The sequence below is a fragment of the Lysobacter zhanggongensis genome (assembly GCF_046638635.1).
Taxonomy (GTDB): Bacteria; Pseudomonadota; Gammaproteobacteria; order Xanthomonadales; family Xanthomonadaceae; genus Novilysobacter; species Novilysobacter luteus.
Genome location: NZ_JBJXHK010000015.1, coordinates 1 through 25145 on the forward strand (window position 1 = coordinate 1; position 25145 = coordinate 25145).

18 protein-coding genes are annotated in these 25145 nt (G+C 69.7%); 8 read left to right on the forward strand and 10 right to left on the reverse strand.

The annotated features are described in order from the left end of the window. Nucleotides 1–260 precede the first annotated feature (260 nt). The 6 genes from ACKVMH_RS04350 to ACKVMH_RS04375 all read left to right on the forward strand — a co-directional run bounded on the left by ACKVMH_RS04350 (nucleotide 261) and on the right by ACKVMH_RS04375 (nucleotide 7201). Nucleotides 261–2456, forward strand: coding sequence for a putative bifunctional diguanylate cyclase/phosphodiesterase (locus tag ACKVMH_RS04350; protein ID WP_412699378.1), 2196 nt, complete (start codon nucleotides 261–263; stop codon nucleotides 2454–2456). A gap of 10 nt (nucleotides 2457–2466) precedes the next feature. Next, nucleotides 2467–3327: a CheR family methyltransferase gene (locus ACKVMH_RS04355; protein ID WP_412699405.1), complete on the forward strand. Its 861-nt coding sequence runs from the start codon at nucleotides 2467–2469 to the stop codon at nucleotides 3325–3327. Further along, on the forward strand, nucleotides 3324–3920 hold the full coding sequence (cheD, locus tag ACKVMH_RS04360) for a chemoreceptor glutamine deamidase CheD (RefSeq protein ID WP_412699379.1): 597 nt from the start codon (nucleotides 3324–3326) through the stop codon (nucleotides 3918–3920). Before ACKVMH_RS04355 ends, cheD begins: the two co-directional genes overlap by 4 nt. A 15-nt stretch (nucleotides 3921–3935) precedes the next feature. Then, the gene (locus ACKVMH_RS04365) at nucleotides 3936–5000 is read left to right on the forward strand and encodes a protein-glutamate methylesterase/protein-glutamine glutaminase (RefSeq protein WP_412699380.1); all 1065 of its coding nucleotides are present in this window, start codon (nucleotides 3936–3938) and stop codon (nucleotides 4998–5000) included. A 90-nt stretch (nucleotides 5001–5090) separates the two neighbouring features. Next, nucleotides 5091–6260, forward strand: coding sequence for a methyl-accepting chemotaxis protein (locus tag ACKVMH_RS04370; RefSeq protein ID WP_412699381.1), 1170 nt, complete (start codon nucleotides 5091–5093; stop codon nucleotides 6258–6260). Nucleotides 6261–6373: 113 nt separating this feature from the next. Then, nucleotides 6374–7201 (forward strand): sensor histidine kinase, encoded by an 828-nt coding sequence (locus ACKVMH_RS04375; protein ID WP_412699382.1) that lies wholly within the window; start codon nucleotides 6374–6376, stop codon nucleotides 7199–7201. Nucleotides 7202–7223: 22 nt separating this feature from the next. On the opposite strand, the gene ACKVMH_RS04380 is transcribed toward ACKVMH_RS04375, so the two are convergent. From ACKVMH_RS04380 to ACKVMH_RS04395, 4 genes are all read right to left on the reverse strand, one after another. Next, nucleotides 7224–8015: a TrmH family RNA methyltransferase gene (locus tag ACKVMH_RS04380; protein ID WP_412699383.1), complete on the reverse strand. Its 792-nt coding sequence runs from the start codon at nucleotides 8013–8015 to the stop codon at nucleotides 7224–7226. Between the two features lie 20 nt (nucleotides 8016–8035). After that, nucleotides 8036–9532: an alanine/glycine:cation symporter family protein gene (locus tag ACKVMH_RS04385; RefSeq protein WP_412699384.1), complete on the reverse strand. Its 1497-nt coding sequence runs from the start codon at nucleotides 9530–9532 to the stop codon at nucleotides 8036–8038. A gap of 78 nt (nucleotides 9533–9610) precedes the next feature. Then, nucleotides 9611–12736 carry an efflux RND transporter permease subunit gene (locus ACKVMH_RS04390; protein ID WP_412699385.1) on the reverse strand — a complete coding sequence of 1042 codons (3126 nt, stop codon included), beginning with the start codon at nucleotides 12734–12736 and terminating at the stop codon, nucleotides 9611–9613. Between the two features lie 2 nt (nucleotides 12737–12738). Further along, entirely contained in the window at nucleotides 12739–13887 is a 1149-nt protein-coding gene (locus ACKVMH_RS04395; protein WP_412699386.1) for an efflux RND transporter periplasmic adaptor subunit, read from the reverse strand. Between the two features lie 195 nt (nucleotides 13888–14082). On the opposite strand from ACKVMH_RS04395, the gene cysK reads away from it, so the two are divergent. Further along, nucleotides 14083–15039: a cysteine synthase A gene (cysK, locus tag ACKVMH_RS04400; RefSeq protein ID WP_412699387.1), complete on the forward strand. Its 957-nt coding sequence runs from the start codon at nucleotides 14083–14085 to the stop codon at nucleotides 15037–15039. A gap of 239 nt (nucleotides 15040–15278) precedes the next feature. Here the strand turns inward: cysK and ACKVMH_RS04405 are convergent, their stop codons facing one another. The 3 genes from ACKVMH_RS04405 to pyk all read right to left on the reverse strand — a co-directional run bounded on the left by ACKVMH_RS04405 (nucleotide 15279) and on the right by pyk (nucleotide 18554). Continuing rightward, nucleotides 15279–16283, reverse strand: coding sequence for a class I fructose-bisphosphate aldolase (locus ACKVMH_RS04405; RefSeq protein ID WP_412699388.1), 1005 nt, complete (start codon nucleotides 16281–16283; stop codon nucleotides 15279–15281). 78 nt (nucleotides 16284–16361) lie between these two features. Continuing rightward, nucleotides 16362–16991, reverse strand: a complete 630-nt coding sequence (locus tag ACKVMH_RS04410) for a hypothetical protein (RefSeq protein ID WP_412699389.1) — start codon at nucleotides 16989–16991, stop codon at nucleotides 16362–16364. 96 nt (nucleotides 16992–17087) lie between these two features. After that, nucleotides 17088–18554 carry a pyruvate kinase gene (gene pyk, locus ACKVMH_RS04415; RefSeq protein WP_412699390.1) on the reverse strand — a complete coding sequence of 489 codons (1467 nt, stop codon included), beginning with the start codon at nucleotides 18552–18554 and terminating at the stop codon, nucleotides 17088–17090. A 62-nt stretch (nucleotides 18555–18616) separates the two neighbouring features. On the opposite strand from pyk, the gene ACKVMH_RS04420 reads away from it, so the two are divergent. Beyond that, nucleotides 18617–19195, forward strand: a complete 579-nt coding sequence (locus tag ACKVMH_RS04420) for a GNAT family N-acetyltransferase (protein ID WP_412699391.1) — start codon at nucleotides 18617–18619, stop codon at nucleotides 19193–19195. Between the two features lie 36 nt (nucleotides 19196–19231). Here ACKVMH_RS04420 and ACKVMH_RS04425 read toward each other — a convergent pair whose 3' ends face one another. The 3 genes from ACKVMH_RS04425 to ACKVMH_RS04435 form a co-directional block, all read right to left on the reverse strand. Then, complete coding sequence (locus ACKVMH_RS04425) at nucleotides 19232–21439, reverse strand: tetratricopeptide repeat protein (RefSeq protein WP_412699392.1); 2208 nt, start codon at nucleotides 21437–21439, stop codon at nucleotides 19232–19234. 116 nt (nucleotides 21440–21555) lie between these two features. Next, nucleotides 21556–23574: a DUF3857 domain-containing transglutaminase family protein gene (locus ACKVMH_RS04430; RefSeq protein ID WP_412699393.1), complete on the reverse strand. Its 2019-nt coding sequence runs from the start codon at nucleotides 23572–23574 to the stop codon at nucleotides 21556–21558. A 96-nt stretch (nucleotides 23575–23670) separates the two neighbouring features. After that, a complete protein-coding gene (locus tag ACKVMH_RS04435; RefSeq protein WP_412699394.1) occupies nucleotides 23671–24846 on the reverse strand; it encodes a phosphoglycerate kinase in 1176 nt (391 codons plus the stop codon). Between the last annotated feature and the right edge of the window lie 299 nt (nucleotides 24847–25145).

Below are 25145 nucleotides of genomic sequence, written 5' to 3' on the forward strand. Positions count from 1 at the left end.
CGCGGCCGGCCGCACCGGCCGCCACCCGCGCCTCGCGCAGCAAGACCGCGGCCAATGGGCAGGACCAGCACTGGCAGGAGTTCTGATCCGGGCCGATGCAAACCACGGGGCGCGCCTTCGACGGCGCGCCCTTTTTGTTGGCAGGCCCGCCGGGACCGCCGCCCTCAAGCCCGGCCCATCGCCGCCGATATACAGGTGACCGGCAAGGTCGCGCGCCAGGCATCGGCGCGCGCCCCCGGGTAACCGCCCAAGGATCCCACATGGCGCAACCGCTGACGCCCGGAAAGAGATTTGCCGAACACGCGGGCGCGCCATGGAGCCGGATCGGCGACGACCTGCCACACGACCCCGGGCTCGGCGGCGAGGAGTTCGTCGACCTGCTGTCGCTGGCGGCCTCGCTGTTCGACGCCCCGATCGCGACGCTGGCGATCGGGCTGGGGGCGGAAGCGCGACTGGTCGCCAGACGTGGCATCGACGCCGCCGACGCCGACGCCAGCCTGTTGTTGCGCGAAGCCGGACCGTCGGTGCGGGTGGTCAATGACACCCACGCCGACCCGCTGCACCGGCAGGACCTGCTCGTGACCGGACCGGTCGGTATCCGCTTCGTGCTGACGCTGCCGGTCAACGGCGCGGACGGTCACGGACTGGGCGTGCTCGCGGTCGCCGATACCGTCGCGCGCGACCGCCTGCCGCCGGCCAGTGAACCGCTGCTGGGCCAGCTCGCACGGCTGGCGGCGCGACTGCTGGAGCGCCACCAGCTGCAGCGCCGCAACCGCATTGCCGCGCAGATCATGCAGGCCGATTTCAGTGCGGTGGTGGTGATCGACGCCAGCGGCGGCGTGGTGTTCGTCAACCACGCGGCCGAAACGCTGTTCGGTGGCCGCGCGCGCGGCATGCGCGGCATGCCGGTTGAGATGCTGTTCCCGCCGCACCTGCAGGCCGACCCCGACCTCGCGCACGCCTGGCTGCACGGCCGCGCGCAGGACACGGTCGAGCGCATGAACCTGCACATCCAGACCAGTGGCCAGCTGCATACGGTGGAAGCGGCGCGTTGTGCGTGGCAGCTCACCCGTGGCGAGGGCGTGGCGCTGGTGCTGCGCGACATCACCGAGCACCTGCGCCAGCGCGACCAGCTGCTGCGGGTGGCGCTATACGATCCGTTGACCGGCCTGCCCAACCGCACGGCACTGCTCGACATGCTTGCCGCGGAACTATCGGCCGGCAGCGATGTCGGCCTGGCGCTGGTCGGGCTGGACAACTTCAAGGCGGTCAACGACACCCTCGGCCACGGCACCGGTGACGCGGTACTGCAGGCCACGGCCGAGCGCCTGCAGGCGGCGTTGCCCGAAGGCGCCCTGCTGGCGCGCTTCGGTGGCGACGAATTCGCCGTGCTCTGCCCAGGCGCCGACGCCGCCGAGCTCGACACACGGCTGGCCGGCGTGCTGCTGCAGATCTCCGAACCCGGCGAGTTCGACGGCCATGCCGTGCACCTGGACGCGAGCATTGGTATCGCGATCGCGCAGGCGGACGAGGCCTGTGGCCCAAGCGAACTGATCGCCCGCGCAGACCTTGCGCTCTACAAAGCCAAGGCCGCTGGCGGCCGCCGCTGTTGCTGGTTCGATGCCGGCATGCGGCAGGAGATCAACAATCGCCGGATGCTCGACCTGGAGCTGCGCCGCGCGCACGCGCAGGGCGAGTTCGAGGTGCACTACCAGCCTCAGATCGACCTCGACACCGGCCGCACCTTCGGCGCCGAGGCGCTGTTGCGGTGGCGCCACCCCGAGCGTGGCCTGCTGCTGCCGGTCGACTTCATCGACGCGCTGGCGGCCAGCCCGGTTGCGGCGGACGTCGGCCGCTGGATCATCCGCCAGGCCTGCCACGACGCCACCCGCTGGCCCCGGATCGACGGCGAACAGCTCGCCATCAGCATCAACCTGTTCCCGGTGCAGGTGAACAACGGCCAGCTGCAGCGCGAGGTCGACCAGGCGCTGGAAGACAGTGGCCTGCCGGCCGAGCGGCTGGAACTGGAGATCACCGAGATCATCGCGCTCAACCCCGGCGACGCGGCGGCGCAGTCACTGGCCGGCCTGCGCAAGCGCGGCGTACGGCTGTCGTTCGACGACTTCGGAACCGGCTATGCCTCGCTGTCGCTGCTGCAGCGGCTGCCGGTGGACCGGGTGAAGATCGACCGCTCGTTCGTGCGCGACATGCTGGCCAACCTCAGCGACGCGGCCATCATCAAGTCGATCCTGCTGATCTCCTCCAACCTGGAGTTGCAGGTGACCGCCGAGGGCGTGGAGAACCACGCCCAGGCCGACCTGCTGCGCGGCCTGGGTTGCCATGGCGCGCAGGGCTTCCTGTACGCGCCAGCGCTTGCGGCCGATGCCTTCGGCGACTGGCTCGAGGCCCGCGTCGCCAGCGATGCGGCGAAGCCGACGGGAGCGGGCCGTGAGTGACGCCGCCGCCGTGGCCCGCGCACGCCAGGTCGACGACGCCGGCGTCCGCGACTTCGATTTCGATGACCGCGACTTCCAGCGGGTGTCGCGGCTGATCCACGCCCGCGCCGGCATCCACCTGAGCGCGCACAAGCGCGACATGGTCTACAGCCGCCTGGCGCGGCGCGTGCGCGCGCTCGGGCTGGAACGCTTCTGCGATTACCTCGACGCGCTGGAGGGCGATGACGGCCCCGAGTGGGAGGCGTTCACCAACGCGCTGACGACCAACCTCACCTCGTTCTTCCGCGAGGCGCATCACTTCGACGAGCTGGTCCGCCACCTGCGCGCGGCGCCGGCCGGGCCGGTCACCCTATGGTGCGCAGCCGCGTCGACCGGCGAGGAGCCGTACTCGATTGCGATCGCCGCATGCGAGGCGTACGACACGCCCACGCCGCCGGTGCGGATCCTCGCCACCGACATCGACACCAACGTGGTGCGCACCGCCGCGGCCGGGGTGTACCCGCTGGAGCGCATCGCAGCGGTATCCGAGCAGCGCCAGCGCGCGTTCTTCCAGCGCGGCAGTGGGCCCAACGCCGGCATGTGCCGGGTCAAGCCGGCGCTGCGCTCGCTGGTGACCTTCCGCCCGCTCAACCTGCTGGACGCCGACTACCGCCTGCGCGGGGGTTTCCAGGCGGTGTTCTGCCGCAACGTCATGATCTACTTCGACAAGCCGACCCAGTACGCGGTGCTGGCGCGGATGGCGCCGCTGCTGGCGCCGGGCGGACTGCTGTTCGCCGGCCACTCCGAGAGCTTCGCCCACGCGCAGGACATCGTCGTACCCTGCGGCCGCACGGTGTACCGCGCCGCGCCGCGCAGCGGGACACGCGCGTGAACGCGGTCGCCCCTGTCGTCGAGGCCGCCGGCGCCCGCTACTACGACCGCACCCTGCAGACCGAGGCGATCAAGCTGCTTCCGGCCGACTACGTCGCGACGGGTGACGCGGTCGCGCTGGTCACCCTTCTCGGATCGTGCGTGGCCGCCTGCCTGTACGACCCGGTGGTGAAGGTCGGAGGAATGAACCACTTCATGCTGCCCGGCGAGGACGGCAAGAGCGTGTGCGCGCGTTACGGCGCGCACGCGATGGAGTTGCTGATCAACGACCTGCTCAAGCGCGGTGCGCGACGCCAGCACTTGCTGGCCAAGGTGTTCGGCGGCGGCAACGTGCTGAGCGGCTTCCACGTCGACCCGATCGGGACGCGCAACGCACGCTTCGTGCTGGAGTACCTCGCGGCCGAACGCATCCCGGTGATGGCGCAGGACCTGGGTGACATCCACCCGCGCAAGGTCTGTTTCTTCGCCCAGACCGGCCGCACCCTGGTCAAGCGCCTGCCGGCGACGCGCGACGACGAGATCGCACGGGCCGAGCGCGCCTACCTGGGCAGCCTGCAGCGCGCGCCGGTCGCCGGCAGCGTCGAGCTGTTCTGACCGGTGGTGGTGGCCATGGAAGTACGGCATTCCCGGCCGGTGCGGGTGCTCGTCATCGACGACTCCGCGCTGGTGCGCAAGCTGATGACCGGGCTGCTGTCGTCCGACCCCCGGATCGAGGTGGTCGGCAGCGCAGCGGACCCCTTCATCGCACGCCAGAAGATCAAGCAGTTGGCGCCCGACGTGCTGACACTCGATGTCGAGATGCCGCGCATGGACGGGCTCACGTTCCTGCAGAACCTCATGCGCCTGCGGCCGATGCCGGTGGTCATGGTGTCGTCGCTGACCGAACGTGGCGCCCAGGTCACCCTGGATGCACTGGCGTTGGGCGCGGTCGACTTCGTGGCCAAGCCCCGCATCGACGTCGCCCGCGGCCTGGCCGGGCACGCCGAGCTGCTGTGCGCCAAGGTGCGCGACGCCGCCGGCGCTCAGGTCAACCGGCTGGTCCCCGGCCATACGCCGGCGCCACGGCCGGGGCCGATCGGCTACCGCACCACCGACCGCCTGTTCGCGATCGGCGCTTCCACCGGCGGCACCGAAGCGATCCGGCTGGTACTGGCCGGCATGCCCGCCGATGCGCCGGCGACGGTGATCGCACAACACATCCCCGCCGCCTTCAGCGGTCCGTTCGCGCAGCGCCTGGACCGCCACAGCCGGATGACGGTGCGCGAAGCCAGCGATGGCGAACAACTGCTGGCCGGCCATGCCTACGTCGCCCCCGGCGGCCGCCACCTGCGGGTACGCCGCAGCGGTGCGCGCTGGTATTGCGAGCTGGGTGACGACGACGCGGTGCGCGGCCACCGGCCCAGCGTCGACGTACTGTTCGAATCGGTGGCCCGCCATGCCGGCGCCAACGCGTCGGCCGCACTGCTGACCGGCATGGGCGATGACGGCGCGCGCGGACTGCTCGCGCTGCGCGAGGCCGGCGCAGCGACCCTGGCGCAGGACCGCGCAAGTAGCGTGATCTGGGGCATGCCCGGCGCCGCGGTGGCATTGGGCGCGGCGCAACGGCAGGTGCCGCTCGAGCAGGTCGCCGAGGCATTGCTGGAAGTCCCGGCGCGCGAATCGGTGGTTCGATAGACGCGACACCGGTCGCGAAATGGTCGCTTGGCGACTCAAGCAACCGCCACCTCCGCCGATACCGGGAGAGACCACCCCGAGAGAGCTCTGATGGACTCCCGCGCAATGATCCGACTGGCAGCACCATTGGTGCTCACCGCCGTCCTGCTGTGTGCCGAACTGATCGGCTGGCCCGCCGCCGTGCGCCTCGGCGCGCTGGTGGCGATGACCGCCGCTTGGCTTGGCTTCGCCTGGTTCACTCTCCGTCCTGGCCAGGCCACGGCCGCGATGCGCGAACAGAGCCGGCTGCTCGAGGAGTTGCGCACCTTCGTCGGTTCCGAGGTCAACGGTTCGCGCACCGAGATCGAGCGCACCCGCGAACTGATCCGCGAGGCGGTCGCCAAGCTCGGCAGCAGTTTCGACGCGGTCAACCGCAAGTCGCGCGAACAGGGCGAGGTGGTCGCCCGGATCATCGACCGCACTGGCAGCGACAACGGCGCCGGCGTGGACATCCAGCAGTTCGCGTTGCAGGCCAGCCAGAAGATGGAACAACTGGTCGAGGCACTCGAAGCCGTCGCCGGCCAGAGCGGCACCACCGTCACCCACATCGACGCGATGGCCGAGCACCTGGACGGCATCTTCGCGCTGCTGGAGGACGTCAAGTCGATCGCCGACCAGACCAACCTGCTGGCCCTCAACGCGGCAATCGAGGCCGCGCGCGCGGGCGAGGCCGGCCGCGGGTTCGCGGTGGTCGCCGACGAGGTACGCAACCTGTCGGAGCGTTCGACCGCCTTCAACGAGCAGATCCGCAAGCTCGCCCACAGCTCCAAGGACGCGATCGCCAAGGTGCGCGACACCGTCACCACGATGGCCTCGCGCGACCTCGACCGCTCGCGCGGTGCGCGCCAGGAGGCGGCGGCCATGCTGGAGCGCGTCGACGGCATCAACCGCGGGCTGGGCAATGGCATGCGCGAAATCGCCGATTGCGGCCGCGCGATCGACGGTTCGGTCGCCGAGGCGGTCCGCTCGCTGCAGTTCGAGGACATCGCCACCCAGGCACTCGGCGCGGCCAACCTGCACCTGGAGCGCCTGAGCGCGATCAACACCGAAGCGACGACCCTGCACGAGCTGCTGCACCGCGACCACCACGACGACGAGGTGCAGGCGGCGCTGAAGCGGCTGGTCCAGCGCATCGGCCAGATGCGTGGCGAGTGGGAGCGCCCGCCGCACAAGCCGGTGATGCAGCAGTCGATGGATGCGGGCAGCGTCGAACTGTTCTGATTGCACCGGGTCGAAGATTCCAATAGCTCCCCGCCCCGTGGCGGGGAGCTGCGTTTCCGGGGGCCGATCATGCGCTTTTGCTTTCCCGGTTTTAGCCGGGGCACACTGGCCCCATGCCAATCGCCTCGTCGTTGCTGTTGATGGTCCTGGTCGCCATGGGCTCGGCGCTGGTGGGCGCGGCGATCTGTTACGAACTGCTGTGTCGACGGACCGTGCGGGGCAACGAAGGCACCGTACGGCGCCAGCGCGCCGAACTGCAGGCACTCACCCGCCGCATCATCACGCTGCAGGAAGACGAGCGGAGCGCGCTGTCGCGCGAGCTGCACGACGACATCGGCCAGGCCATCACCGCGATCAAGCTGTGCGCCCAGGCAGTGGATGACGAGGACGACGATCGTCGTGCCGCGACCGTCGCCGAGATCTCGCAGATCGCCGACCAGACGGTCATGAAGCTGCGCAACCTGTCGCTGCTGCTGCGGCCGCCGCAGCTCGACGCCCTCGGGCTGGAGGCCGCGTTGCGCTGGCAGTCCGGCGCGCTGTTCCGCGGCAAGGCGTCGGAGCTCGTGCTGTCGCTGCAGCCGCTGCCCCGGCGGCCGGCGCCCGAGGTCGAACTGGCGTGTTTCCGGATCGCCCAGGAAGCGCTGACCAACGTGCTGCGCCACGCCGGGGCGACCCGCGTCGAAGTCACCCTGGCGATGGATGACACGCCGATCGACGGGCGACGCCCGGCCATCGACGGCGCGGCGGGCGATGACGTGCTGGAGCTGCTGGTGGAGGACGATGGCACCGGTTTCGATCCGCGCCGCAGCCACGGGCTCGGCCTGGTGACCATGCGTGAGCGTGCCGAACAACTCGGCGGCACGCTGGAGGTGCGGCCCGGTGCGCGTGGTGGCACCTGCGTGTGTGCACGGTTGCCGATGGATTCGGCGCCCGCCGCCTGATTCCCGCTTTGTCTCGCGGTGGCTAGCCGGCCCGGCTCCACCAGGCTGCCAGCAACACCGCCGTCGCCGCAGCCACGTTGAGGCTTTCCACGGCGCCGGTCCCGGGAATCGACACCTGCCGGTCGCACCGCGCGGCCAGGCCGCGGTCCATGCCCTCGCCTTCGGCGCCAAGCACGTACACGAGACGATCCGGCGGCGGCATCGCAAACACGCTGTCGCCACCCTCGACCACCGTCGCAACGGTCGCGAAGCCGGCCTCACCCAACTGGGCCAGCGACGTTGCGTCATCGCCCAGCCGCACCATCGGCACCGCTTCCGCACCGCCCTCGGCAACCCGCGCCGCGGCACCTGACAGCGCAAGGTTCGACGCCTGCGGGAGCAGGATCGCGGCCACCCCGAAGTGCGCGGCTGAGCGCAGGATGGCGCCAAGGTTGTGCGGATTGCCAACGCCATCCAGCCAGATCGCGCACTGCGGGCCGGCCGGCAGGGCGGCCAGCCAGGCATCGAGGGCGACCGGCGGTTCGCGCTGCAGGTCGGCGACGACCCCTTCGTGGTGCGCACTGGCGGCCAGCTTGCGCAGGTCGTCCTCGCCGACCACGCGGTAGCCGACCCGGTTCGCGACGCACCACTTCAGCAGCGGCTGCAATGCCGGAATCCGCGCTTCGGCCAGGTACAGCTTGCGCAGCGCCTCGGGGCGTCGCGCAAAAGCCGCCCGCACCGCGTTGAGCCCGTACAGGCGCAGCTCGCGCGGCGTCTCCTCGCCCGCCGGCGGGCGCCGCGTACCGCGGAAGCGGCCGTAGGGGTCAGCCGCCATGGGGCTTCAGCCTCATCGGCTCAGCGACCATCGGTCGGGTCGGGGGCGCGAGTGGGGTCCGGCAGCACCGGCTCCAGGCCATCCTGCTTGCGCTCCCAGAACTTCGCATTGCGGATGCCGAGCGCCTCCGGATCGAAGGTGAATGCGGTGGTTCCCGCCTTCTTCTGCGCCTCGTAGTCCCGAAGCGCCTTCAGGGCCGGCTTCTGCAGGATCAGGATCGCGACGAGGTTGAGCCATGCCATCAGGCCGACACCGATGTCGCCCAGGGTCCAGGCCATCCCGGCACTGCGCACCGCACCGAACGTCACCGCCGCCAGCAACGCGATGCGCAGCACGAACACCAGCCACGGCCGGTGCACCTTGCGGTTGATGTAGGTGACGTTGGTCTCGGCCATGTAGTAGTAGGCGACGATGGTGGTGAAGGCGAAGAACAGCAGCGCCAGCGCCACGAAGCCGGCGCCGTACCCTGGAAGCACCGACTCGACTGCGCTCTGGGCGAACCCTGGCCCCGCGGCGATCCCGGGCAGCGCCTCCACCAGCATCCCGCCGCCCGCGCCGACCACGTTGTACATGCCGGTGGAGAGGATCATGAAGGCGGTCGCGCTGCATACCAGCAGCGTGTCGACATAGACCGAGAACGCCTGCACGTAGCCCTGCTGCGCAGGATGTTCGACTTCCGCCGCGGCCGCGGCGTGCGGGCCGGTGCCCTGCCCCGCCTCGTTGGAATAGATGCCGCGCTTGACGCCCCACTCCACCGCCAGGCCCAACATCGCGCCGAAGCCGGCGTGCATGCCGAACGCGCTCTCGAACACCAGCGTGAACATCGCCGGCACGCGCTCGATGTTGAGGAACAGGATCACCAGCGCGACCAGCATGTAGGCCAGTGCCATGAAGGGCACCACCAGCTCGGCGAACTTCGCGATCCGCTTGACGCCGCCGAAGATGATGAAGCCCAGCGCGACCACCACTACCGCCGCGGTGACCGCCGGCGGCAGCCCGAACGCGTTGGTCATGCCCTCGGCGATGCCGTTGGCCTGCACGCCCGGCAGCAGGAAGCCGGTGGCGATGATGGTCACCGCGGCGAAGATCCACGCATACCAGCGCTGGCCCATCGCCTTCTCGATGTAATACGCCGGGCCGCCGCGGAAGCGCCCCTGGTCGTCCTTTTCCTTGTAGATCTGCGCCAGGGTCGACTCGACGTAGGCGGTGGAGGCGCCAAGGAAGGCCATCACCCACATCCAGAACACCGCGCCGGGGCCGCCGAACGCGATCGCGGTGGCGACGCCGGCGATGTTGCCGATGCCCACCCGTCCCGACAGCGACATCGCCAATGCCTGGAACGAGGACACGCCCGCCGCGGAGGACTTGTTGGTGAGCATGAGCCGGATCATTTCCGGCACGCCGCGCACCTGCATGAAGCGCGTGCGGATCGAGAAGTACAGGCCGGCGCCGAGGCACAGCACGATCAGCGCGCGGCTCCAGATGATGCCGTTGAGGGAGTTGATCAGGTCTTCCACGTGGCGGTGATCCTTGGGGCGGACAAGCTCCGCACCTTAACCGGATTTGGCGGCGGACCGCAGCCCGCCGCCACCGCCTTACGCGTGGCCGCCCACTTCGGGGGTTTCGGCCTCGAGCCGGTCCAGCTCGTTGCCCACCGCATGCGGGGAGCGGGTGAACCGCGCCAGCAGCACGTAGAACGCCGGGACCACGAACAGCGACAGCAGGGTCGAGAACGCGACACCGGAAATCACCACCACGCCGATGGTCCCGCGACTGGCCGAGCCCGGGCCACCGGCGAGCACCAGCGGCAGGGCGCCGAACGCGGTCGCGACCGAGGTCATCAGGATCGGCCGCAAGCGCACGCCTGCCGACTCGACGATCGCCCGGTGGATGTCGCGGCCCTCGTCGCGCAGCTGGTTGGCGAACTCGACGATCAGGATGCCGTTCTTGGCGGCCAGCCCGACCAGCATGACGATGCCGATCTGGCTGAACAGGTTGAGCGTGCCGCCCGTTGCCGCCAGCCCCACCAGTGCGCCGAACACCGCCAGCGGCACCGTCAGCATGATGATGAACGGGTGCACGAAGCTCTCGAACTGCGCCGCCAGCACCAGGAACACCACCAGCAGCGCCAGGGTGAAGGTGAGCAGCACCGCGCCACCGGCCTTCTGGAACTCGCGAGACTCGCCCTTCCAGTCAAGCTGGGCGTACTCGGGCAACTGCTCGCGGGCGGTGGTCTCGAGGAACTCCAACGCCACGCCCATGCTGTAACCCGGCGTCAGGCCCGCGGTGATGGTGATCGCGCGCAGCCGGTTGAAGCGGTTGAGGCTGCCCGCCTCGGCCAGCTCGGTCAGGGTGACCAGGTTGGACAGCGGCACCAGCTCACCGCTGCCGGCGCGGACACGGATCGCCGCGAGGTCGGCGGGGTCGGCGCGGTCGCCGCGCTCGGCCTGCACGATCACGTCGTACTCCTCGCCGTCCTGCACGAACGTGGTCACCCGGCGGCTGCCCATCATGGTCTCCAGCGCCTGGCCGATGCTCGACACGCTGACGCCGAGGTCGGCGGCGCGCTGGCGGTCGATCTCCACCCGCATCTGCGGGCGGGTCTCCTTGTAGTCGGAGTCGACCGAGAAAAAGCCGGGGTTGGCTTCCATGCGCTCCATCATGATGTCGCGCCAGCCGGCGATCTCGGCGTACTCCGGGCCGCCGAGCACGATCTGGATCGGCTGCCCGCGGCCACCGACCAGGCCGCCACCCACGCGCGGCTGCGCACGGACGCCCGGCAGCGTGGACAGCTCGCGACGCAGCTCCTCGGCCACCTCGGCGGTACTGCGCTCGCGCTGGTCCCAGTCCTGCAGGAAGACGATCACGTTGCCGGTGTGCATTTCCTCGCTGGCGCCCCAGCCGCCGGGCACGCGGGTGTTGTAGCGGCGGATCGCGGTGCCCTCGCCGGTGTTGTCGTCAAAGATCTGTTCGACCTGGCGCATCTGCCCGACCGTGTAGTCGAAGCCCGCCCCTTCCGGCCCGGTCACCGAGACGAAGAAGGACCCGCGGTCTTCGGCCGGGGCCAGCTCGGACGGGACGAAGCGGATCAGGCCGTAGCTCAGCGCGAGCGCGCCCAGCATCACCGCCGCCAGCAGCCAGCGCTTGCCGACGTTGCGTTGCAGCCAGCGCCGGTAGCCGCCGGACAGCGCCTCCAAGCGGCGGTTGATCCACAGATTGAAGCGGTTGGACGTTTCTTCGTTGTGCGGGCGGACCAGCTTGGACGACATCATCGGCGTCAGGGTCAGCGCGACGAAGGCCGACAGCGCCACCGCACCGGCCAGGGCGACCGACAGCTCGCGGAACAGTCGGCCGGTGTTGCCTTCCATGAAGCCCACGGGCAGGAACACCGCCACCAGCACGGTGGTAGTGGCGATGACCGCAAACGCGACCTGCTTGGTCCCGCGCGATGCCGCCACCAGCCGCGGCTCGCCGAGGTCGGCGCGGCGCTGGATGTTCTCCAGCACCACGATCGCGTCGTCCACCACCAGGCCAATCGCCAGCACCAGCGCGAGCAGCGTCAGCAGGTTGATCGAGTAGCCAAACAGGTACAGCGGGATGAACGCCGCGACCAGGCACACCGGCACCGTCACTGCCGGGATCAGCGCGGCGCGGAAGCTGCCCAGGAACGCCCAGATCACGATCAGCACCAGCGCCATCGCCTCGGCCAGCGTCCAGTACACGCGCTTGATCGAGGCGTCGATGAAGACGGTGTCGTCGTAGGCGACGAAGATGTTGGTGCCTTCCGGCAGGGTCTTCTGGATCTCCTCGGCCTGCGCGCGCGCGGCCTTCACCACGTCCAGCGCGTTGGCGGTGGACGTCTTGACGATGCCCAGGCCGACGTTGGTCTCGCCGTTGCTGCGGTAGTACGCGCGGCGCTCGGCCGAGGCCAGCTCGACCCGGGCGATGTCGCCGATGCGCACCACGTAGCCGTCGGCGCCTTCGGTCACCGGGATCTGGGCGAACTGCGCCGGCTCCTGGTACTGGCGCGCCACGCGCAGGGTGAAGTCGCGGTCGGCCGACTCGATGCGCCCGGCCGGCAACTCCACGTTCTCCGCGCGCAGGGCCGATTCGATGTCGCCCGGAGTGATGCCGCGCGCGGCCATTGCCGCGCTGTCGAGCCAGATCCGCATTGCGTACCGCTGGCGGCCGCCGATGCGCACCTGCGCGACGCCATCGAGGCTGGACAGGCGATCGACGATGTAGCGCTCGGCGTAGTCGGACAGTTGCAGCGTGTCCATCGTGGCCGAGCTCATGTTGAGCCACACCACGGTGTCGGAATCGCTGTCGGCCTTCTCCACCTCGGGCGCGTCGGCCTCGTCGGGCAGGCGGTCGGCGACACCGCTGATAGCGTCACGTACATCGTTGGCGGCGGCCTCGATGTCACGTTCGAGGGTGAACTCCAGGGTCACGGCCGAGCGCCCGTTGACGCTGCGCGACTGGATCGTCTCGATGCCCTCGATGCCCGACAACGCGCTCTCCAGCACCTGGGTCACGCGGGTTTCCACCACGGCGGCGGACGCGCCGGGGTAATTGACGTCGACCGACACGATCGGTGGGTCGATCGCGGGCAGCTCGCGCAGGGTCAGCCGCGAGAATGCCATCACGCCCAGCACCATCAGCAGCAGGCTCACCACGGTGGCGAACACCGGGCGGCGGATCGAGAGCTCGGAAATGCCCATGCTCAGCCCGCCGGATCCGCGGCGGCTTCGGACGGTTCGCCCGGCGCTTTGGCGGGGGCTTCGGGTGCCGGGTCGTCGGCCGCACCGTCACTCGCCTCGGCATCGGGTGCGGCGCCCGCAGGCGCGCTTTCGATCTTCATGCCCGGGCGCAGCTTGCCGGTGCCATCGACCACGATCCGCTCACCGCTGGCGAGGCCGGACAGGACCTCGGCCAGGCCATCGCGCCGGGCGCCAATTTCCACGTTGACGCGCTCGACGGTCTCGTCGGCCGTGACCCGGTAGACGAACGAGCTGTTGCCGACCTGCACCACCGCGATCTCCGGCACCAGCAGCGCCTCGCGCTCGGGCCGGATCAGGGTGACCTGCATCAGCATGCCCGGGCGCAACAGGCCGTCCGGGTTGGGGAAGTCGCCGCGTACGGTGACCGCGCGGGTGGCCGGGTCGATCCTGGAGGCGACCGTCGCGACGGTGCCGGTGAACTCGCGTCCCGGGTAGGCCGCACTGGTCGCGGTGAGCGGGCGGCCCGCGGCGACCTGCGCCAGGGCAGTCTCCGGCACCGGGAAGTCGACGTGCACGCGCGCGAGGTCGTCGAGGGTCGCGATCGCGGTGCCGGGGGTCACCAGCGTGCCGGGGCTGACCTGGCGCAGGCCGAGCACGCCGGCGAACGGTGCGCGGATCACGCGGTCGCCGAGCTGGGCACGGATCTGCGCGACCCGCGCGTTGGCGGCATCCCGGGTGGCGCGCTGGGTGTCCAGCGTCGCGCGGGCGATGAGTTGCTGCTCGGCAAGATCGGCCTGGCGGCGGTACAGCCGGTCGGCCTCGTTGGCGGTGGCCTGTGCCTCGGCCAGGGCGGCGTGCTGCTGTCGGCCGCTGAGGGTAACCAGCGGCGCCCCGGCCGCGACCACGTCGCCACTGGCGAAGTGCACCTTCTCCACCGTCTCGCTGACCTTGGCGGTGACCGTCACCGACTCGCGTGCCTGGACCGTCCCCAGCGCGCGCAGCGTGTCGTTCCACGCCTGCATCCGGACCACATCGGTGGTGACCGTCTCGGCAGCGGCGGCGCCGCGTTCGGGCGCAGGGTCGCTGCAACCGGCCAGGGCGAGCGTCATCGCGAGGGCGCAGGCCGCGCCGAGTCGGGTTTTCAGTTGCATGCGGGTGGGATCACGTCGGGGACCGGTGAGTCTAGTCGTCGATGGATAACGGGGGCGTGGGCCGGAGGTTGACAGCAGAAGCGGCAAACCCGATCCGGCAAAGTTTCACCAATGGAATGCCGGCGTTGCGCCAACCGGCACGCCGACGGGCGGGCGCTGTGGCAGGCTGGGCCGACCTCCCCCAAGGACGCTCCCATGCTTTACGACAGCATCGTCGACACCATCGGCCGCACCCCCGTGGTGCGCCTGCACCGGCTCGCTCCCGATCACGTCACGCTCTACGCGAAGGTCGAGTCGTTCAACCCGGGCGGCTCGGTCAAGGACCGGCTGGCGCTGGCGATCATCCTCGACGCCGAGGCCCGCGGCGCGCTCAAGCCCGGCGACACCGTCGTCGAGGCGACCAGCGGCAACACCGGCGTGGCGCTGGCCATGGTCTGCGCGGCCCGCGGCTACCGGTTCGTCGCGGTGATGACCGAGACCTTCTCGATCGAGCGCCGCAAGCTGATGCGGGCCTACGGCGCCAGGGTCATCCTGACCGCCGCCGCCGAGCGCGGCACCGGCATGGTCCGCAAGGCCGAGGAACTGGCCGCCCGGCACGGCTGGTTCCTGGCCCGGCAGTTCCAGAACCCGGCCAACCCGGCCTACCACCGCAACACCACCGGCGCCGAGATCCTGCAGGACTTCGCCGGCCGGCGGCTCGACCATTTCGTCAGCGGCTGGGGGACCGGCGGCACCCTCACCGGGGTCGGTGAAATGCTCAAGCTCGCGCGTCCGGACGTCAGGATCACCGCCTGCGAGCCTGCGGGTGCCTCACTGCTCGCCGGCAAGGAGTGGCAGCCCCACAAGATCCAGGGCTGGACCCCCGACTTCGTGCCCGAGGTGCTCAACCGCGACACCGCCGACGCGGTGCTGCCGGTCGACGACGTGCTGGCCCGCGATACGGCGCGGCGCCTGGCTACCGAGGAAGGCATCTTCGTCGGCATTTCCGCCGGCGCGACCGTTGCCGCCGCGCTCGAGGTGGCCAGGGACGCCGATGCCGGCGCGGTGATCCTGGCCATGTTGCCCGATACCGGTGAGCGCTACCTCAGCACCTTCCTGCTGGAAGGCGTGAACGAGGGTTCCGACGACGAGTGGCTGGCCGGGCTGCCCTAGGCGTCTGCCAGGCTGCCCTTGGCGTCTGCCCGCCTGCGCAATCCCCACGACCACCCGCGGAACGCCCGTCACCCGTAGGAGCGACGTGAGTCGCGACATGTACACGGTTCCGAGCCTTCGACGGGTCGCGACTCACGTCGCTCCTACGGGAACAGGCCACCGGTGTGCGCTTACCATGCCAAAAAAAAACGCCGGCGCGAAGCCGGCGTTTTCTCATTCTGAAGCGGGTCGGAGGAGGCTTACGCCTTCCACTGCCCCAGTGCCGCCAGGCCGTTGTCGCGCGCGCGGGCGAACACGGTTTCCTGCGCCTTTCCGACGTTGCCGACCAGGTCCTGCGACCACAGCTTCAGCGCCGCCGACTGCATCGCGCGACCGTAGGAGAAGCTCAGCGGCCACGGGTTCGGGCCCATGCGGTTCATCGCGTCAAGGTGCGCGGTGGCGTCCTGGTCGGACTGGCCGCCGGACAGGAACACGATCCCCGGGAGGGTGGCCGGCACGGTCGACTTGAGGCACTGCAAGGTCGCCGCGGCGACTTCCTCGACGCTGGCCTTCTCGCCGCTGGTGGTGCCCGGCAGGACCATCGAGGCCTTCAGGATGGTGCCCTCGAGCATCACGTTCTGCTCGTACAGCGAGGCGAACAGCGAGCGCAGGGTGACCTCGGTGACCTGGTAGCACTCGTCGATGTCGTGGCCGCCGTCCATGATCACTTCCGGCTCGACCATCGGCACCAGGCCCTGCTCCTGGCAGAGCGCCGCATAGCGGGCCAGCGCGTGGGCGTTCGCGTCGATGCAGCTGCCCGAGGGGATCGTCTCCCCGATGTTGATCACCGCGCGCCACTTGGCGAAGCGGGCACCCAGCTTGTAGTACTCCTCCAGCCGCGCGCGCAGGCCGTCGAGGCCTTCGGTCACCACCTCGCCCGGGAAGCCGGCCAGGGCATGGGTGCCCTTGTCGACCTTGATGCCCGGGATGATGCCGTTGTCGGTCATGACCTTGGTGAACGGCACGCCGTCACGGGTCGACTGGCGCAGGGTCTCATCGAACAGGATCGCGCCGGAAATGTGCTCACCCAGCCGCGGGGTGGTCAGCAGCATCTCCCGGTAGGCGCGGCGGTTCTCCTCCGTGCACTCGATGCCGACGCCGTCGAAACGCTTCTTGATGGTGGCGTTGGACTCGTCGATCGCGATGATGCCCTTGCCCGGGGCGACCATGGCCTGGGCGGTTTCGGCAAGCTGTTCGATGCTCATTCGTGGACGTCCTGCAGGGAGCGGTGGGAAACCCGGGAGTATAGCCCCCGGGTCTCCGTCCCGCCCGCCGGGCCGCGGTCAGCGGCGAGGGCTGCTGCCCGTGTCGATCGCCACCTGCGGAGCCGGCTCGTAGCGGATATCGACGCGCGGACTGTGGATCGGCGACGCGCCGATGATTCGGTCACGCTCGCGCTCGGCGACGCGACGGCTGCGCTGCTGGTCGCCCCAGCTGGCCGCGACCAGCGCGTGGATATCGACCTGGCAGTGCTCGCGCAGCGCTTCGGGCGCGAGCGGGTCGCCGCCCTGGAACCCGAGCGTCGCCACCGTATAGGTGGTGCCGGCCACATCGACGCCGGGCCTGGGCTCGAACTGCCAGTGGCTGAGCGCGTTCGCACCAGCCTGCGCGAACGCACCCCAGTAACCGGGTACCGGCTCGACGTCGCCGGTGGCGCTGTTCCAGCTGCCGAGCAGGCTGAAATCGGACGTCGTGCCGTCGTCGTTGATGGCGTAGCCCATCGCCAGGCACACGTTGTCGCCGCGATCGGCGAACTCGGTGGGGTAGCCGAGCGGGGCATTGGAGGTGAGCTGGATCCACTGCGTTGCGATCTCGTCCTCACTGGCGACGCGTACGTCTTCGCCTGCGTATGCGGTTCCGATCCCGAGACACAGGGCAATGGCCGATAGAGCGATCGTGCGGGAGACTTCCATGCGAGTTTCTCCTCGGCAGGGGAGGACTGCCGTCGGGACAAACCTAACCCCGCGAGTACCCCATTGACAAATCCGGGAACTCGTCAATCCTGCCCGCTACAGCTCGCCCAGTCCCTCGGCCTCGCCCTGGCGGCCGACCTGCAACAGGCGCAGCACATTGGTGGCGCCGTGCTGTTCCATGTGGTCGCCGCTGGTAAAGATCACCCGCTCGCCCGCAGCCAGCCGGTCGGCGTCGAACAACTGCCGGATCGCGTTGCGCACCGCATCACGGGTGGCGAGGCCGCGGCTGTCGAAGGCTACCGGGACGACGCTGCGCATCAGCGCCATCTGCCGGCGCGCCCCTTCGTGCCGCGACAGCCCGAACACCGGCGCCGGCGAGCGGAAGCGCGACAGGAAGCGCGCGGTACCGCCGGACTCGGTCATCGCGACGATCGCGCGCACCCCGATGTGCTCGGACAGGAACATCGCGGCCATCGCGATCGCCTGGTCGGCGCGCTGCAGGTTGCGGGGCGCCTTCTCGAAGTCGGTGTCGTGGTCGAACTGGCGCTCGGCGCCCAGGCAGATGCGCGCCATGGCCTCGACCGCGCGGACCGGGTAGCGCCCGGCCGCGGACTCGGCCGACAGCATGACCGCATCGGTGCCGTCGATCACGGCGTTGGCCACGTCGAGTACCTCGGCACGCGTGGGGATCGGGCTCTCGACCATCGACTGCAGCATCTGGGTCGCGGTGATCACCACCCGACCGCGGGCGAGCGACTCGCGGATGATTTTCTTCTGCAGGCCCGGCAGCTCGGCATCGCCGATTTCCACCCCGAGGTCGCCACGGGCGACCATCACCACGTCGCTGGCCTCGACGATCTCGACCAGGTTCTCGATCGCCTCGGCACGCTCGATCTTCGAGACCAGCGCGGCGTCGCTGCCGGCCTCGCGGGCTATCCGCCGTGTCTCGTCCATGTCGGCGGCAGTACGGCAGAACGACACGGCGATGAAGTCGGCGCCCAGTTCGGCGGCCACCTTGATCAGCTCGCGGTCGCGTTCGGTCAGCGCGCCCAGCGACAGGCCACCGCCCTGCTTGTTGAGGCCCTTGCGGTCCGACAGCTCGCCGTCGTTGAGCACCCGGGTCGAGATGCGCTCGCCCTCGACCGACTCGACCTGCAACTGGACCATGCCGTCGTCGAGCAGCAGCACGTCGCCGGGCGCGACGTCACCTGGCAGACCGAGGTAGCTCACGCCGACCTCGCTGGCCGACCCCGGTCCGGCCGATGCGGAGGCGACCAGGTCGAAGCGCTCGCCTGCCTTGAGCTGGACCTTGCCATCGGCGAAGCGCTCGACCCGGATCTTCGGCCCCGGCAGGTCGGCAAGGATGCCGACCTCGCGCCCGACGCGGTGGCCGGCCTCGCGTACCGCCTCGGCCCGCGCGATCTGCGAGGCCGGGTCGCCGTGCGAGAAGTTCAGGCGGACCACGTCGACCCCGGCACGCAGGAGCGCGTCGAGCACGCCAGGCGCGTCGGTGGCCGGGCCGAGGGTGGCGAGGATCTTGGTGCGTCGCAGGGTCATCGGCATGGCGGAGTTCGCGGGTTTCAGCGAAGCTAGCACAGCCATTGCGCCCTACGGATTGCATACGAATGCAGGAGTCCGCGCCCCACTCGACCGCACAGCCGCCGCGGCTGCAAACGGCCCGGTTGTGCCTTCGCGGCTTCGTCGAATCCGATTTCGAAGGCCTTTACGCGCTGCACTCCAACCCTCGGGCGATGCGCTACTGGAGCTTCCCGGCCTGGACCGATGCCAGCCAGGCGCAGGGCTACTTCGTTTCGGCGCTGCAGGGGCGTGATCCCGGACGCATGCTGTGCTGGGCCATCACCTTGCGCGGCGCTGACGCCCTCATCGGAACCGCCACGCTGGCGTCGATCGACCGCGGCCAGGGGCGCGCGGAGATCGGCTATGCGCTGCATCCGGACCGGTGGGGCCAGGGGCTCGCACAGGAGGCCGTGCACGCCGTGCTGGGCCACGCGTTTGACGGACTTGGGCTGCGCCGGGTGGAAGCCGACATCGACCCGCGCAACGCGGCGTCGTGTCGGCTCGCCGAGCGGATGGGCTTCATCCGCGAAGGCCTGCTGCGCGAGCGCTGGTGCGTTGCCGGTGAGGTAACCGACAGCGCGATCTACGGAGTGCTGGCCGGCGACTGGCGCGCGGCGACGCGGTAGATTGCGCCGCCGCGTACAACACGGCGGCCTCGCCGGCTAGAACCGTTCGTGCTCAACATACCCCTGGCTCCCCTCGTAGAGCGCCAGGCGCTGCCTGAAGCCTTCCAGGGAGGCTGCGACGTCGTCGACGTCCGCATTGCCGTCGGCTGGCAACTGGACTGCGACCTGCTCGATCGCCAGGGACTGCAGTTCACGCGCACGCTCGAACTCGCCGGCAGCCGCGTGGCACGCCGCCACCGTGTCGACTTCCGCCGGCCCGAGCTCCAGCGGATCGCCCATCGCCATCGCGACTTCCAGACCACGTCGTGCATCGAGAACCTCCGGGTCCGGCGAGGTGCAGCGCGCCCACGCAAGGTTGTTCGACGCCAGCGTGATGCCTTTGGCGTGCGCGTCCTCCCACGTCCGGACGCCCTTCATGCGCGAGCCCGGCGCCTTGTCGACGTAGTACAGCCAGGCACCGTAGTCCACGTACGCCGATGGGGTGTCAGCCGCGATGGCCCGCTCCATCCAGCGGATACCTTCGGCCGTGTCGACGTCACCGAGCTCACCCTGCAAAATCAACGAACCCAGCAACGACTGCGACTCGTGGTCTCCCCGCTCGGCGTCGGCAAGCAGCCATGCGCGGGCCTTTACCGGATCCTTGGGCATGCCCCGTCCGGCAGCCGCCATCGCGGCCAGGCGACGGCGTGCTTCGGCACCCTGCTCACCCTCGTCATTATCGGCAATGGCGGTATAGGCAGCCACCGAGCGCTCCACCGTCCCGACCACACCGGGATAGCCCCACTCGTACACGCCAGCCAGGTCGAAGATTGCGGCGGGGTCGCCGTTCTGCGCCGCATCCAGCAGCCAACCCTCAACCTCCGACCAACGCCCCTGACGCGAGCTCTCATGGGCCAGGTAGCGTTGCGCGCCCGCATTGCCGCCATGGGCGGAGAGCACCATCAGCTCACGCACGCGTGCCCGTCCTGCGTCGGTCTTGTCATTCTCCATCAGTTCGACCGCGAGCAGGAACTGATCTTCGGGATATCCCGCCGCCGCGCCCTTTCTCCTCCACTCCAGGCTCAGGTCCGCCTCGCCGCGATCCTGGTAGTAGTCGGCAAGCAACGAGTACTCGAGCCCGGTCGTGTCCGGTCGCGGTTTTGACAGGTGGGCAATACTGTCCGCCGGAACCACATGGCTCTGGTCATCCGCCGCTCGCTTCAACTGCTCGAACACGAGCAGCGACCGCGCGTTGGGTTCTCCGTCGCGTTCGGCAGCAAGCAACCTGTCGACCAGCGGTGCCGGGATCGTCCCTTCGTTCGCGGTCCGCCACAGCTGCGCGTACTCAACCGATGCGAAACCCTGGTAGGACAGCTCGACGGCCGCATCGAGCAGTGCATCGGCCATGTCCGGATCGGGGCTGGTGCCGATGCCGTGCGCATACGCATACGAGAGCATCACCATTGGAAGCACGTGCTTCTGCTCTGCGTATGGCAACCAGGCATCGACGAACCCCTCGCCGCAGCCCTCCAGGACGTGGATCTCGCACGTCACCAGCCACGCGGCTCCGGAGAGGATCCCGCCCTCGCTGGAAGCCGTCCGCAGCAGGTCACGCTTGGCCTCGGGCGAACTGGCCAGACGGGCCTCCCCGATCGCACGGATGTCGGCCGCGATGGCCTCGCCGCCCTGCGCCTGGCCTTGGATGAAGGCTTCGGCGATCGCGGCGCGCTGGATCGGGTAACCGGAGAACTCGCTGTCCCGATCAAGCCGGTACCCGGTGTCGACGAAATCGAAGGAGAAACGCCTTTCCTTGCCCAACTCGGGATCCCACGCCGCCACGGTCATCGGCAGGTACCTCTCGGGACGATGCGACCCGTAATAGTCGTAGCGGAACTCCAGCCCACTGGCATGCAGCCACGCGTACGCATCGCTCGCCGCCAGTACCCGGATCGGGCGTGCGGCGTTCAGGACAGACACCTGCGACCACGCGTGCCGGGACAGAGCCGCCAGGACGGCCATCTCCACCTCGGCGGTGTCATCGCGTCCGGTCGCTTCCGCGCACAGCATCGCGGCCCGGCGCACCGCGATGCTGACCGGGGCCATTCGCACGGCCGCGTCGAGTTCGCTCGCATGCACTGCGCAAGCCGCAGCGTCCACGCCGTCCGCGTGGTATCCGACCGACGACAGGACGGCGTAGGCGCCGTAGGCGTTGGCATCCCCATGCTGCAGGAACGCCTCCCAGCTGGCGGCCGGGTCGGCAATCAACTGTTCGTCCGTTGGCAGGGTGGTTGTACCGCCCGGAACGGCAGCGATCGCCGGTATTGCCGGTATTGCGGGTGCCAGCAGACAGGCCATCGCGAGCGAGGCAATCCTGGGGTGGTTCATTTCGAGTCTCCGTTCGTCATGACGTCGCGCAACAGCGCTTTCAGCCGCGCGCTTCTTTCCTCCGCTCCCGACGACCCCGGCACGCGGAAGCGCAGCCGGGCGGACAGGCTGTCACGCGCGCGCGCCAGGTCGCGCAGGTGTGCCGGGAGTTGCTCGCCGGCGACATCCTCGACGTGGGTATCCAGCACGTAGTCGACCTCCACGCGTTGCCCGTCGACACGAATGTCCCGCCGGTAGTCGAACGTTGCGGACGCGTGGGCGACCGAATCGCTCCGGAACGTTGGCGACCATCCGTCCGGGGCATCCAACCGGATGCGGTGCTCGAACCGCGCCGGCCGCGAGAACGACACCGGGGCGACACGGCCCAGCCCGTTGGGGAGTTGCATCGCGACGTCGAGCGCCTGCCCGAACACGTCCAGCGCCTGCTGCTGCGGGCCCTCGCTGTCGAACGGCGAATCGAGGCGGTAGCGCTCGGTCACCGTGACGATGTTGCCCTTGCGGTCGTCCTCGACCGCCACGGGTTCCAGGATTGAAAGCTCGCCCAGGCGGCGCTGGTAGTAGTTGGCGAAACGCTGCGATATCTCATTGACCCGCGCATCGACCAGCCTTCCGCGCGCTTCGTCGGCCGAAGGGCCCCGGTAGACAGTGCCAACCTCGAATACCACGCTTCCATCGTCGGTAACGCTGTAGTGCTCGGTCACGCTGACCCCGGAGTCGAATGCGCGTGCGGGTGTGATCCTCTCCAGCGCCTTGACGCCCGCCACCACCGGGAGCGCCACGCCGTATGCCACCATGTCGCTGTCGCGCGGGTCGCCGCCCTGACCGCTGATGGTCGGATCCAGCCACATCACAGTGTCGCCGACGCGGGCGCGCACGATGACGTGGTTGAACGCCGACGCAGAAGGCACGAACTCCAGCAGCGCCCGTCCGCGCTCGGTGGAAACCAGTGCCGGCGCTGCTTCCACGCCCAGCCGTTCGAGGATGGTCACCAGCAGGTAGACCTTGTCCTTGCAGTCACCGTAGCGCCGATCCCAGGTCTCGGCCGGCGGGTGTGGGCGGTGCGTGTTCTCGCCCATTTCGGCACCGAAGTACCGGATCTCGTCCTGTACCGTCCGCAGGGCAGCGCGTATCCGGTCGAACGGATCGTCAAGGCGGGACCATTCAACCAGACGCGCGTCCAGCTCCGCCGGCAGGGTGTCGACCGTTGGATACAGGGGGGTGGCCCAGGCCACGACGTCGGCCCAGCCCTGCGCCCTTGCGACCTGCACGAGAGGATATGGCTGGTACCAGGCGGGATAACCGCCGTCATCCAGCACCGGGGCGGCGCCGTGGACGTGGAACGCCGCCTGGGTGGCGTCCGCCGTGCGGATGATCTGCGCGGCCGGCGCGCCGTTCTCGCGATGGATGGCGAAGTCCGTCCCCGGGTCGCCCAGTACCCGCAGGTGCACATCCAGCACCGGGCTGCCCCAGCCCATGTGGCTCCAGTCCGACATCTGGCCCGCGAGAATCGGGTTGCTGCCGGAGACGGTGTAGCTCACGCGGACCAGGTCGTTGACGCGAACGTCCTCGAGCACGATGAGCGCGGAAACTTCACCGTCGGCGAGGTTGCGCTCGAAATCGCTCTCCCGTCGGGCAAGGGAAATCTTGTCCGGCTGGAGCCGGTCCAGCCAGGCGCCATCCCGACGCACCTCGACCCGGTGTATCCGCAACTGCTGGTACCCGGGGTTGAATCCGACCTGGACGCGACCGGCATCGCCGAGCATCGACGGCGAGATGGGTTCGTAAACGAAGTCGACATGGCGCTCGCTGCGGTCCATTCGGCGGTCGACCTGCATGTCATACAGCCAGTAGCGCCAACGCCCGTCGGCCGCGCCCGGCGCGGCGGGATCCCACTGCGCCGGGATCTCACGTGGCTCGACGAACGCCGGAACCGGCGCAACCGAGAAACCGAACTCGCCGCGGCGGAATTCCACTTCGCCCGCGCGCGCCCACCCCGCTGCCAGCAAGGCCAGCATCCAGAACAGATGTCGTATCAACCCCGTACCCCCGTTTCCCCTGCGTCGCAGGCTACTACAGGGGGGACGTCTACCGCGACGGATCGGCGACGGGTATCACCCCCGCGCAGCAAGCGCGGCGACGGCCGGCAACTCCTTGCCCTCGAGGAACTCCAGGAACGCGCCGCCACCGGTGGAGATGTAGGACACGCCATCCTCGATGCCGTACTTGTCGACGGCGGCCAGGGTGTCGCCGCCACCGGCGATCGAGAAGGCATTGCTCGCCGCGATGGCGCGCGCCAGTGCCTCGGTGCCCTTGCCGAACGCATCGAACTCGAATACCCCGACCGGCCCGTTCCAGACGACGGTCCCCGCTACGGCGATCATCGCGGCGTAGCGCGCCGCGGTATCGGGGCCGATGTCGAGGATCATGTCGTCGGCGCCAACGGCATCGACCGGCTTGACCGTTGCCGGCGCATCGGCGGCAAATGCCGGGGCGACGACGACGTCGGTCGGCACCGGGATCTCCGCCCCACGCGCCTTGGCGTTGGCCATGATCTCCCGCGCGGTCTGGACCAGGTCGGCCTCCACCAGCGATCTGCCGACACCGTGGCCGAGCGCGGCGATGAAGGTGTTGGCGATGCCACCGCCGACGATCAGCTGGTCGACCTTGGACACCAGCGACGACAGCAGCTCGAGCTTGGTGCTGACCTTGGAGCCGGCGACGATGGCCAGCAGCGGCCGCGCCGGCTCGTCGAGCGCCTTGCCCAGCGCATCCAGTTCGGCCATCAGCAGCGGCCCGCCGGCGGCAACGGCCGCGTGGCGGATCACGCCGTGGGTGGACGCCTGCGCGCGGTGGGCGGTGCCGAAAGCGTCCATGACGAACACGTCGCACAGTGCCGCGTAAGCCTTCGCCAGCGCCTCATCGTCCTTCTTCTCGCCGACGTTGACCCGGCAGTTCTCCAGCAACACAAGCTGGCCCGGTTCGACCGGCACGCCGCCGACCCAGTCGCGCACCAGCGGCACCTCGATGCCGAGCAACTCGGACAGCCGCGCCGCCACCGGCGCCAGCGAGTCCTCCGGGCGCCACTCGCCTTCGGTCGGACGGCCGCGGTGCGACATCACCATCACCGCCGCGCCCTTTTCCAGCGCCAGCTTGAGCGTCGGCAGGGCCGCGGTGATGCGCTGCTCCGAGGTGATCCGGCCGTTTGCGTCGATCGGCACGTTCAGGTCCTCGCGGATGAGGACGCGCTTGCCGGAGAGGTCGAGGTCGGTCATGCGGAGGATGGTCATGGTCGCTTCCGTGAGGTGGGTGCGCGTCGGGGAATGGACGGCGGTCAGCCGCCTATTGTCGGCGGGGGGGCATGGTGGGGCAAACCGGGGTGCACTCCTGGTGTGTTGTGGCGAGATGGTGTTCGCGGGGGGCGGGGGCGGGGGCGCGGTGTTGCCGCAAGTCGCTCCCCGATACTCGCTTGGTTGCGACAACACCGCGCCCCCGCCTTCGGATTCATCGCGACCGGAAGAGCAAGAGCAGACGCGTCGCCCGTGTTGGGGGCAATGCCGAAGCCTCAAGCACTGCCCTCGCTTGTTTT

What these genes read in the sequence shown, in the direction of transcription:
- pyk (WP_412699390.1), bottom strand. Translation starts at nt 18,554, where the DNA reads ATGCCGATGACCCTGCGACGCACCAAGATCCTCGCCACCCTCGGCCCG.
- ACKVMH_RS04380 (WP_412699383.1), bottom strand. Translation starts at nt 8,015, where the DNA reads ATGGCGGCTGACCCCTACGGCCGCTTCCGCGGTACGCGGCGCCCGCCG.
- ACKVMH_RS04370 (WP_412699381.1), top strand. Translation starts at nt 5,091, where the DNA reads ATGGACTCCCGCGCAATGATCCGACTGGCAGCACCATTGGTGCTCACC.
- cysK (WP_412699387.1), top strand. Translation starts at nt 14,083, where the DNA reads ATGCTTTACGACAGCATCGTCGACACCATCGGCCGCACCCCCGTGGTG.
- ACKVMH_RS04435 (WP_412699394.1), bottom strand. Translation starts at nt 24,846, where the DNA reads ATGACCATCCTCCGCATGACCGACCTCGACCTCTCCGGCAAGCGCGTC.
- ACKVMH_RS04395 (WP_412699386.1), bottom strand. Translation starts at nt 13,887, where the DNA reads ATGCAACTGAAAACCCGACTCGGCGCGGCCTGCGCCCTCGCGATGACG.
- ACKVMH_RS04405 (WP_412699388.1), bottom strand. Translation starts at nt 16,283, where the DNA reads ATGAGCATCGAACAGCTTGCCGAAACCGCCCAGGCCATGGTCGCCCCG.
- ACKVMH_RS04365 (WP_412699380.1), top strand. Translation starts at nt 3,936, where the DNA reads ATGGAAGTACGGCATTCCCGGCCGGTGCGGGTGCTCGTCATCGACGAC.
- ACKVMH_RS04430 (WP_412699393.1), bottom strand. Translation starts at nt 23,574, where the DNA reads ATGCTGGCCTTGCTGGCAGCGGGGTGGGCGCGCGCGGGCGAAGTGGAA.
- ACKVMH_RS04350 (WP_412699378.1), top strand. Translation starts at nt 261, where the DNA reads ATGGCGCAACCGCTGACGCCCGGAAAGAGATTTGCCGAACACGCGGGC.
- ACKVMH_RS04420 (WP_412699391.1), top strand. Translation starts at nt 18,617, where the DNA reads ATGCAGGAGTCCGCGCCCCACTCGACCGCACAGCCGCCGCGGCTGCAA.
- ACKVMH_RS04390 (WP_412699385.1), bottom strand. Translation starts at nt 12,736, where the DNA reads ATGGGCATTTCCGAGCTCTCGATCCGCCGCCCGGTGTTCGCCACCGTG.
- ACKVMH_RS04410 (WP_412699389.1), bottom strand. Translation starts at nt 16,991, where the DNA reads ATGGAAGTCTCCCGCACGATCGCTCTATCGGCCATTGCCCTGTGTCTC.
- ACKVMH_RS04375 (WP_412699382.1), top strand. Translation starts at nt 6,374, where the DNA reads ATGCCAATCGCCTCGTCGTTGCTGTTGATGGTCCTGGTCGCCATGGGC.